At 70.3% G+C, this 9,229-nt stretch carries 5 protein-coding genes; 1 reads left to right on the forward strand and 4 read right to left on the reverse strand.

Annotation, left to right across the window (positions count from 1 at the left end):
- Positions 1 to 1,265: HAD-IC family P-type ATPase (locus tag AOK24_RS33775; RefSeq protein WP_206191315.1), on the reverse strand; the 1,265-nt coding region annotated here is incomplete at its 3' end.
- Between the two features lie 45 nt (positions 1,266 to 1,310).
- Between AOK24_RS33775 and AOK24_RS33780 the strand changes: the two genes are divergently transcribed.
- Positions 1,311 to 1,685, forward strand: coding sequence for an ArsR/SmtB family transcription factor (locus tag AOK24_RS33780; protein WP_055723821.1), 375 nt, complete (start codon positions 1,311 to 1,313; stop codon positions 1,683 to 1,685).
- 17 nt (positions 1,686 to 1,702) lie between these two features.
- Here the strand turns inward: AOK24_RS33780 and lpdA are convergent, their stop codons facing one another.
- The 3 genes from lpdA to AOK24_RS33795 form a co-directional block, all read right to left on the reverse strand.
- A complete protein-coding gene (gene lpdA, locus AOK24_RS33785; RefSeq protein WP_055723822.1) occupies positions 1,703 to 3,106 on the reverse strand; it encodes a dihydrolipoyl dehydrogenase in 1,404 nt (467 codons plus the stop codon).
- A 74-nt stretch (positions 3,107 to 3,180) separates the two neighbouring features.
- The gene (locus AOK24_RS33790) at positions 3,181 to 7,080 is read right to left on the reverse strand and encodes a glycoside hydrolase family 2 TIM barrel-domain containing protein (protein ID WP_055723823.1); all 3,900 of its coding nucleotides are present in this window, start codon (positions 7,078 to 7,080) and stop codon (positions 3,181 to 3,183) included.
- A 319-nt stretch (positions 7,081 to 7,399) separates the two neighbouring features.
- Positions 7,400 to 9,229, reverse strand: a 1,830-nt coding sequence (locus AOK24_RS33795; RefSeq protein WP_167376884.1) for a diflavin oxidoreductase, incomplete at its 5' end; no start/stop codon positions are given.

Raw genomic sequence — 9,229 nt, forward strand, 5'->3', positions numbered from 1 at the left:
GTCCTCCCCTCCACGACGGCCTCGACCCCCCACCCGGGCCGGGCCACGAAGTTCTCCGCCCGGGCCGCCTCGATCCCCCGTGCCCCGGCCTCCGCCACGATCGCCCGGCCCAGGGGATGCTCACTCGCGTGTTCGGCCGCAGCCGCCAGCGCGAGCACGCCGTCCTCGTCCAGCCCCGATCCGGGGAGCGCCCGTACGCCGCTCACCTCCGGGACTCCCTCGGTCAGCGTTCCCGTCTTGTCCAGCGCGACGGTCTGCACGGCCCCCAACTGCTCCATGGCCACTGCGGACTTGACGAGCACACCGTGCCGTCCGGCGTTGGCGACGGCGGACAGCAGCGGCGGCATGGTCGCGAGCACGACGGCGCAGGGCGAGGCCACGATCATGAAGGTCATGGCCCGCAGCAGCGCGCTCGTGAGGTCGGCCCCGAAGGCGAGCGGCACCGCGAAGACCGCGAGCGTCGCGACGACGACCCCGACGGCGTACCGCTGCTCGACCTTCTCGATCAGCACCTGGGTGGGCGCCTTGGTGCGGGACGCCTCCTCGACGAGCCCGACGATGCGGGCGATGACGGAGTCGGCGGGGTCGCGTTCGACGCGGACGCGCAGCGCGCCGGTGCCGTTGAGGGTCCCGGCGTAGACCTCGTCACCGGTCCGCTTCACGACCGGCAGGGACTCCCCCGTGACGGTCGCCTGGTCGACCTCGCTCACCCCGTCCACGACCCTGCCGTCCCCGGCGATCCGCTCGCCGGGCCGGACCAACAGGACGTCGCCGACGGCGAGTTCGGCGGCGGGGACGACGGACTCGCCGGCGTCGGTGACCCGGGTCGCGGTCTCGGGCGCGAGGTCGAGGAGGCCCCGGACGGAGTCGGCGGTCCGCGCGGTGGCGAGCGCTTCGAGCGCCCCGGAGGTCGCGAAGATGACGATGAGGAGCGCGCCGTCGAGGACCTGCCCGATGGAGGCGGCGCCGATGGCCGCGACGATCATCAGCAGGTCGACGTCGAGGGTCTTCTCGCGCAGCGCGCGCAGGCCCTCCAGCGCGGGTTCCCATCCGCCGCAGACGTAGGAGACCGCGTACAGGGGCCCGTACAGCCAGCCCGGCCCTCCGCCGAGGTCGACGGCGAGGGCAAACGCGAAGAAAACGGTTGCTGCAAGAGCCCACCGCACCTCGGGCAGGGCGAGCAGCCGGGTACGGCGGCGCGGGACGGCGGCAGGGCGCACGGGAGCAAGGGTCGCTGACACCCTCCCCACCTTACAGGAACACATGAAGACCCATTCATTCGTTCATGTGTGGTAGGTAGAATGCCTCTCATGGGTCATGGAGTCGTCACCACCGAAACCGCAGAACGGGTGCGCCTCGACGCGGACAACGTCACGAAGGTGGCCACCACGCTCCAGGCCCTCTCCACCCCGTCCCGCCTGCTGATCCTGGCCCGGCTGCGCGAAGGCCCGCTGCCCGCCACGGAGTTGGCGGCGGAGGTCGGCATGGAGCAGTCGGCGTGCTCGCACCAGCTGCGGCTGCTGCGCAACCTCGGCCTGGTGGTCGGCGAGCGGCGCGGCCGGTCCGTGGTCTACGCGCTGCACGACCACCACGTCGCCGAACTGCTGGACCAGGCGGTGTACCACGTGGAGCACCTGCGGCTCGGGCTCAGCGACGCCGATACCGACGCCACCGAGCCCGCGTAACGCTCACATCGCGCGCGTCACATGTTGATCATGTGCCCGGCGAGTCCGTGCACCGCTTCCTTCACCGCCTCGCCCAGCGTCGGGTGCGCGTGCACGTTGCGAGCGACCTCGTGGACGGTGAGGTCCCACTGCTGCGCCAGGGTCAACTCCGGGAGCAGTTCGGTGACATCGGGTCCGATGAGGTGGCCGCCGATCAGCTCGCCGTACTTCGCGTCGCTGATGAGCTTGACGAAGCCGGTGGTGTCGCCGAGGCCGTGGGACTTGCCGTTGGCGGTGAAGGGGAACTTGGCGACCTTCACGTCGTAACCGTTTTCACGGGCTTGCTGCTCGGTGTAGCCGAAGCTCGCGATCTGGGGCTGGCAGTAGGTCGCGCGGGGGATCATCGCGTAGTCGAGCTCCATGGTCTCGGCGCCCGCGAGGGTCTCGGCGGCGATGACGCCCATGGCCTCGGCGGTGTGCGCGAGCATGAGCTTCGCGGTGACGTCGCCGATGGCGTAGATGTGCGGTACGGAGGTACGGCAGCGGCCGTCGACGTCGATCGCGCCGCGCTCGGTGAGCCGTACGCCGGTCGCCTCCAGGCCGTAGCCGGTGACGTTCGGGGCGAAGCCGATCGCCTGGAGGACCTTGTCGGCTTCCAGAACCTGCTGGGCGCCGTCCTTGCCGGTGACGGTGACGCGGACCTGCTCGCCGGACTCGTCGATGGACTCGACGCGGGTGGAGGTGAGCACGTCGATGCCCAACTTGCGGTACTGCTTGGCGAGTTCGGCGGAGACCTCGGCGTCCTCCAGCGGGGCGACGCGGTCGAGGAACTCGACGACGGTGACCTTCACGCCGTAGTTGTGCAGGACGTACGCGAACTCGATGCCGATGGCGCCGGCGCCCGCGATGACGATCGAGCGGGGGAGGTCGTCGGCGAGGATCTGCTCCTCGTAGGTGACGACGCGCGCGCTCTTCTTCGTGCCCGGAAGGAGGCGGGGCGTGGCGCCGGTCGCGATGATGCAGTCGCTGAAACCGATTACTTTCGTTTCTCCGTCGCGGCCCGTGACCCGGAGGGTGTTCGCGTCGAGGAAGGTGCCCCGGCCGTCGAGCTCGGTGATCTTGTTCTTCTTCATCAGGTAGTGGACGCCCTTGACCCGGCCGTCGGCGACGCGGCGGCTGCGCGCGTACGCCTCGCCGTAGTCGAAGGTGACCTGGCCCTCCACCTTGATGCCGAAGGTCTTCGCCTCGCGGGTGAAGATGTGGGCGAGTTCGGCGTTGCGCAGCAGCGCCTTGGTGGGGATGCAGCCGACGTTGAGACAGACGCCGCCCCAGTACTTCTCTTCGACGACCGCGACGCTCTTGCCCAGTTGGGCGGCGCGGACGGCCGCGACGTAGCCGCCGGGGCCCGCTCCGAGCACGACGACGTCGAATCGCTCGTCCATGACTTCCTCTTCCCTCAGGGTGCACGAAGGCCGCCGGAAACAGTGTCCGGCGGCCGTTTCCGTGAGGAATTCTCCTACTCTGCGGAGGTCGGACGCCGGGAAGCGGCTGTCGCGTCGGTCACGTCCTTGATCGGCCGCAGCCGGTAGGTGTACGCGTAGTCGCGGCTGGCGAAGAGCTTGAACTCGTCGTGCGTGTGCGCGCCCCAGCTGTTGTCGCCGCCGATGCCCATCTGCCGGTGGTTGACGCGGAGCACCACCTCGGCGCGCGGGGTGAGCTGGTAGTCGTGGCGCACGCCGGCGGACAGGTCCTCGGGCGTGTGGTGCGAGGCGTTGATCTCCAGCAGGGGTTCACCGGACACCAGCAGCCCGCGCCCGCGCCGGTCGGTGAGCGCCGCCCAGCGGACGTCGGTCTTGTTGCCGTTCTCCTGCGGCCGGATGTACGGCGTCCACTGCTCGGCGACGCTGCCGCTCCAACGCCCCACGTCCGTACCGTCGTTGCGGTCCCAGTGGTTCTCCTCGGGCCCGCGCCCGTACCAGTGCAGTTCGCTGAGCCGCGCGGGCAGGAACAGCAGGCTGCCCACCTCGGGGATGTAGGGCAGGTTCGCCGCGCCCGGGTGCAGGGTGTGGTCGACCTTGATCTCGGCGTTGCCGAAGACGGTGTAAGCGGTGGTGTACGTCGATGGCGTGGTCGTCGGCAGGGTGCCGCTGACGTTGATCTCGACGGCCCTGTCGGCGAGTTGGCGCACGGTGACGCTCTTCACCTCGCGCCGGGTGCCCGCGTCGCGCCAGGTCTGGTTGCGGGTGTGCTGGCCGTTGCCCTTGTCGTTGTCGGTGGGCGCCCGCCAGTAGTTGGGGGTCCCGGCGGAGACGAGGAGGGGGCGGCCGTCGACGGTGTACGAGGTGATGAGGCCGCTCGCCTTGTCGACGACGACGGTGAAGTCCTCGCCGGTAACGGTGACCTTCGCGGCGTCCTCGGTGTGGGTCAGCTCCGGAACGTCCGTGAGCGGTACGGGTGTTACCGCCGGGCTGCCCGCGTCGAGGGGGAGCTGGGCGCGGGCGACCTCGTGGCCCGACTTCGCCCAGGGGGTGGACTCCTTGAGGGTGAAGGCGAGTTGGAGGAAGTACTCGGCGCCGGGGGCCGGTTTCGCGGGGAGTCGCACCGGGACCGTGATGGCCTTGCTGGTGAGGGGCGCGACGTCGAGCTGGGCGCGGCTGAGCTTGCCCTTCCGGACGGTCTCGCCGTCCCGGACCAGGGTCCAACTCGCGTCGAACTCGCGGAGGTTGGTGAAAAGGAACTCGTTGACGAGGGTGACCTCGCCCGGTTTCGCCCCCGAGGTCGCCTGGATCTCCTGGTAGACGCGCTTGACCTCGGCGGCCTTGCCGGTGTGGCCCCGGTCGGCGGTGACGATGCCGTCGGCGACGAAGGCGCCGTCGTTGGGGAGGTCGCCCCAGTCGCCGCCGTACGCGAAGTACGTCTTCTCCTTCGGCTTCTTCTCGCTGTGGCCGACGGTGGCCGCGTCGAACCAGAAGCGGACGCCTTCGTCGCTCGACTGCCGTGTGGTGGAGGCGAGTTCGGCGGCGGTGAGGGCGCGGGCGTAGACGTGGGCGCGGCGGATGGTGCCGCTGAACTCGCGGGTGTGGTTGTCGGTGTCGTTGGCGAGGGCGAGGGGGGCGGTGTTGACGCCGGGGCGGCGGGTCGTCGTGCGGGTCGCGCGGGAGACGCCGTCGACGTAGAGGGTGACGGTGCCCGCGTCGGCGTCGAAGACCCCGGCTACGTGGTGTTCGCGGCCGGTCCAGTCGGCGGGCAGGGGCCAGCTCGCGGTGACCCACTGGCCGCCGCCGTGGATGAAGAACTCCACCGACTCGTTGCTCTGTTTGAGCGCGTACTGGGTGTCGCCCTTGGCGAGGATCGGCTGGTGGAATCCGGTGACGCGGGGGGTGATCCAGGCTTCGAGGGTGAGGGAGCCGGTGAGGTCGAGGCCGGGGTCGCGGGGGAAGACCGTGGCGCCGGAGATCCCCTTCTCGCGGTCGAACGACCCGGCGGACGACATGAGTTCGCCTTGCAGCTTCAACGGGCCGGTCTCGGTGAGGAGTTGGCGGACCGGGGTGCGCTCGGTGAGGGACTGGTCGACGAAGTCCCAGATCCAGCCGCCCTGGAGGACGTCGTGACGGCGTACCAGGTTCCAGTACTTGGTGAAGTTCCCGGTGGAGTTGCCCATCGAGTGGGCGTACTCGATCATCACGTACGGCCGGGTGTCGGCGGTGTCCTTGGCGCGGGCCTCGACGCGCGAGGGCGAGTCGTACATCTCGGAGCGGATGTCGCTGATGCCGGGGCGGTCGTCGCCCTCGTACTGGACGACGCGGGTCGTGTCGTACGACTTGATCCAGTCGTGCATGTTCACGAACGTCCGCCCGCCGCCCGCCTCGTTGCCGAGGGACCAGATGACGACGGAGGCGTGGTTCTTGTCGCGGTGGACCATGTTCTGGGCGCGGGCGACGCAGGCGGCGGACCAGTCGGCGTGGTCGCCGGGGTACTGGTCGCGGATGCCGTGGGTCTCCAGGTTGGTCTCGTCGACGAGGTACAGGCCGTACTCGTCGGCGAGTTCGTACCACTGGGGGTTGTTCGGGTAGTGCGAGGTGCGGACCGAGTTGATGTTGAGCTGCTTGATCAGCTTCATGTCCTGGACGAGGTCGGCGCGGGTGAGCGCGGTGCCCCGTTCGGGGTGCATCTCGTGGCGGTTGGTGCCCCGGAAGGAGACCGGTTTGCCGTTGATGCGCATCAGCCCGTCCTTCAGGGCGAATTCACGCAGGCCGACGCGGTGGGAAACGGTCTCTACGACTTTTCCGGCGGGGTTTCTGAGCTGGAGGACGGCCGTGTAGAGGTAGGGGTCCTCGGCGGACCACAGGCGCGGTTTCGGTACGGCTCGGGAGGCGGTGACGGTGACGTCCTCGCCGGTGGCCGTGACGTCGGCGCGTTGGCTGAGGGGGCGCGGCCAGACGGGGTGCCCCTGCTGGTCGTACAGCATCGTGTCGACGGTGTAGGCGCCCTGGGTGCCGTCGTAGGCGCGGACGCTCGCGGTGACGGCGAGGTCGGCTGTTGTGTAACCGGTTGCGAGCGGTGTTTCCAGCTTGAAGTCGCGCAGGTGGACGGGCGGGGTGGAGTAGAGGTAGACCGAGCGGAAGATGCCGCTCAGCCGGATCATGTCCTGGTCCTCCAGCCAGTCGCCGTCGGAGTAGCGGTAGACCTCGACGGCGATCTGGTTGGTGCCCGGTCTCAGGTGCGGGGTGATGTCGTACTCGGCGGGGGTGTACGAGTCCTCGCTGTAGCCGACGAGTTGTCCGTTGATCCACACGTAGTGCGCGGACTTGACGCCCTCGAAGTGCAGGAAGGTGCGGCGGCCCGACCAGTCGCGGGGGACGGTGAAGGTGCGGCGGTACTGGCCGACCGGGTTGTAGCGGGTGGGGGCGGCGGGCGGCTGGGCGTTCTCGCCGAAGCCGTTGGGGCCCCACCAGGGGTAGGTGATGTTGATGTAGATCGGGAAGTCGTAGCCGTGCCGCTGCCAGACCGAGGGGACCGGGATGGTGTCCCAGGCGCGGTCGTCGAGGTCGGTGCGGTGGAAGTCCTCGTCGCGGTCCTCGGGGCGGTCCGCGTAGGCGAACTTCCAGTTGCCGTCGAGGCTCTGGCGGTACGGGGAGCGGGTGCGGTCGGCCTTGAGGGCGGCGGTGAGGCCGTCGTACGGCATCAGAGTGGTGTGCGGGGGCTGGGTGCCGACGCGGAAGGTGTCGATGCGGCCGTTCCACTCGGGTTGTGCAACCGCTTGCTGCGTGTTTCCACCGGCCGCCCGCGCGTTCGAGGCGGTGGGGAGGGCGAGGGCTCCCAGGACGGCGGCGGAGCCCTCCAGGAGCCGGCGGCGGCTGACGACCGGCCGCCGGGCGTCCGTCGGGAGCGGCGGGTGCTGGTTCGGGTGCGGCATGGGCCGTGACCTTCCTCGGTTCTCCGTGCCCCGTCCTGGGCACGTCAGTTCCTGTCGGATGCTGTTGCCGAACCGAACAGCGGCACGTTTCACTGACGATTCGTCAACTCACCCCGTCTCCGTGCGGACCGCCGCGCGGACGTGGGAGCACTGCTGGTGAAACGGTTACTCCTGAGCCAGCCACACCCTAGGTCCCGCGTACAGGTGAAGCAATCACCCTGTAAGGCTTTGTGCAATTCTGATTGACCGGAACATCACCTTCGCAGCGTGTCCACGGTGGTTCGGGCCTCCGCCGTCTGTGCGGGTTTCTGTACGCGGCTCAGTAGACGTCCCGCATGTACCGCTTCTCCGCCGCGAGTTGCTTCACGTACGCCGCCGACTCCGCCTCCGTCATGCCGCCGTGGAGCATCGCGATGTCGCGGAGGGCGCGGTCGACGTCCTTGGCCATGCGGGAGGCGTCGCCGCAGACGTAGAAGCGGGCGCCTTCGCGGAGCCAGGACCAGAGTTGGGGGCCGTGTTCGCGCATGCGGTCCTGGACGTAGACCTTGGCGCGCTGGTCGCGGGAGAAGGCGGTGTCGAGGCGGGTGAGGGTGCCGTCGGCGAGGAGGGTGGCGAGCTCGTCCTCGTAGTAGAAGTCGGTGGAGCGGCGCTGTTCGCCGAAGAAGAGCCAGTTGGGGGCGCGGTGGCCGCGTGCGCGGCGTTCGTGGAGGAAGCCGAGGAAGGGGGCGACGCCGGTGCCGGGGCCGATCATGATCGTGGGGACGCCGGACTCGGCGGGCGGCCGGAAGTGGGGCGAGCGCTGGACGTGCAGCGGGACCTCGGTGCCGGGTTCGGCGTCGGCGAGGAACGGGGAGCAGACGCCCTGGCGGGGGCGGCCCTCGCGGTTCTCGTAGCGGACGACGGAGACGGTGAGCGAGACGAGGTGGGGGTCGGTGAGCGGGCTGGACGATATGGAGTACAGGCGGGGGCGGAGCCGTCCCATGACGTCGGCCCACTCCTGCGCGTCCGCCTCGATCCCGAACTCGGCGGCCACGTCGACGGCTTGGCGCCCCCAGGACCACTTCGCGAGCTCGTCCTTGTTGTCGGGCCGCAGCAGCTTGCGCAACTCCCGTGGGTCGCGGGTGCGTTCGGCGGCGAAGCGGAGCAGGGAGGGCGTGACGCGGGTGATGTCGAGGTACCGGGACAGGGCCTCGTCGAACGGGACCTGGTCCCCCTCGACGCCGACCGGGGTGTCCGGGTCGGTTCCGGTGACGGTCAGCCACTCCTTCACCAGGGTCGGCGAGTTGAGGGGCCGTACGCCGAGCGCGTCGCCGGCCTCGTAGACGAGCGGGACCTCGCTGTCGCGCGTGTCGAACGTGAACCGGCGGACCTCCTTGCCCGAACCGGCGCCGCTCAGCAGGACGTTGCCGACGAGGCGGCCGGTCGCGGAGGCGGGGCGGCTCGGGCGGGGACGGGCAACGGCCTTGGGCGGCTCGGGAGTCGCGGGTGCCCCGGTGAGCGCCCCCAGCACCTGGTCCAGCCACTCCGACGCCTGCGTCTCGTAGTCGGGCTCGCAGTCGATGCGCGGCGCGAGGCGCACGGCGCCCAACTCGTCCAGCCGGTCGTCGAGTCGGCGCCCGTGGCCGCAGAAGTCGTCGTACGACGAGTCACCGAAGGCGAGGACCGCGTACCGGCGCCCCTCCAGCCGTCCGGCGTCGGGCGCGGTGAGGCCCGCCCAGAAGCCGGCGCCGTTGTCGGGGGCGTCGCCGTCGCCGAACGTGCTGGTGATCAGGAGGAGATCGGCGTCGGAGGGCAGCGCGGCCGGGTCGGCCTGGTCCATCTCGACCAGGGACGCGGTGTGTCCGCCCTGGGTGAGGCGGGCGGCGGTGGCGGCGGCGAACTCCTCGGCGTTGCCGGTCTGCGAGGCCCACAGGATGACAACCTGCCGTACGGGTACGGGAGTCGGGGCCGTCGTGCGTGAATACAGGCCCGCGAGCGTGCCGTTGACCCACAGGGCGTGCTCGGGGCTGAAGGGCGCGTCCGGCGGGAGGACCGGGACGCCGGGGCCGCCCGCCGGGATCGCGGCCAGGAAGCCGAGCAGGTACTGCCGTTCGCGTTCGCTGAGGACGGGGGGCGGGGTGGGCTCCAGGCCGAAGAGGGAGGCGGAGGC

It is taken from the genome of Streptomyces niveiscabiei (assembly GCF_001419795.1).
GTDB classification, from domain to species: domain Bacteria; phylum Actinomycetota; class Actinomycetes; order Streptomycetales; family Streptomycetaceae; genus Streptomyces; species Streptomyces niveiscabiei.